The sequence below is a fragment of the Vibrio sp. 10N.222.46.A1 genome (assembly GCF_041473595.1).
GTDB classification, from domain to species: Bacteria; Pseudomonadota; Gammaproteobacteria; order Enterobacterales; family Vibrionaceae; genus Vibrio; species Vibrio tasmaniensis_A.
In genome coordinates, this window is the sequence record NZ_JBFRSN010001181.1 from 1 (window position 1) to 827 (window position 827).

General features: G+C 37.6%; 1 protein-coding gene. It reads left to right on the forward strand.

The annotated features are described in order from the left end of the window. On the forward strand, positions 1-602 hold a 602-nt coding region (locus AB4496_RS25035; RefSeq protein ID WP_372132511.1), incomplete at its 5' end, for a hypothetical protein. Positions 603-827: the final 225 nt, after the last annotated feature.

Sequence of the window (827 nt, forward strand, 5' to 3'; positions counted from 1 at the left end):
CATTTACAATTGTTGTTGCTATACTTTTATTAGCTTGTGTCCGAATTGGGTTTTATTTAAATAATCCAGCCGACTATTTTTCGGAAAATTTGTTACCTGAATTGACCGGAATGTTGATCGAGTTATGTATTTTATTGTTCATTGTTGAGCGTTGGCAGGAACAAAATCGAATCCAACTTTTAATTGTCAAAGAGAAGAGGTTACGTGAGTACTTAATTTTTTTCTTGCGTCATGGTTTTAAAACGTTGCCACGTAGTTATCGTGTAGGTAATTTTTATGGTGAGGAGCATGATCAGAATATTGAGTACTTAGACAGTGTTTTCGATTTTATTAAAGAAAACGGCTTAGCTACTGAGGAAATAGATGCTATCCGTGCTCAATGTGACATTGACTTAAACACATTTGGAAACTTACTTCCTGTAGCATCTGAGTTAACGGATGAACACTTCAAAGCTTGGTCTAGGGTTGTGTATTTCTTGGTCCGCATATCTAAAGGATTGGGCGACGATGAAGAAAGTATTAAGTACATAATCACAAATATCAAACGGTACGAGAACGCTTCCCATGCTAGTGGAATATATGTTGGGTCAAAAAACGTTTAGCAGTTATTCTTTTGACTACAAACATGTAATATTTTCAACCGGTTATCATTTTATGTAGTCAATGGAGTAGGTTAGATGTCGAGTTTAAAGGTCTGGAGAGCTAGATAAATCAAGGTGTGGGGACTGACCTGGTCTTATTTGAATTTGGTGGGCACCCAAGGTTTCGCAGGCATACGGCGACCGCCACGAAACGGTAATGGATGTTCTTTAGGTGGGTAAAACTTT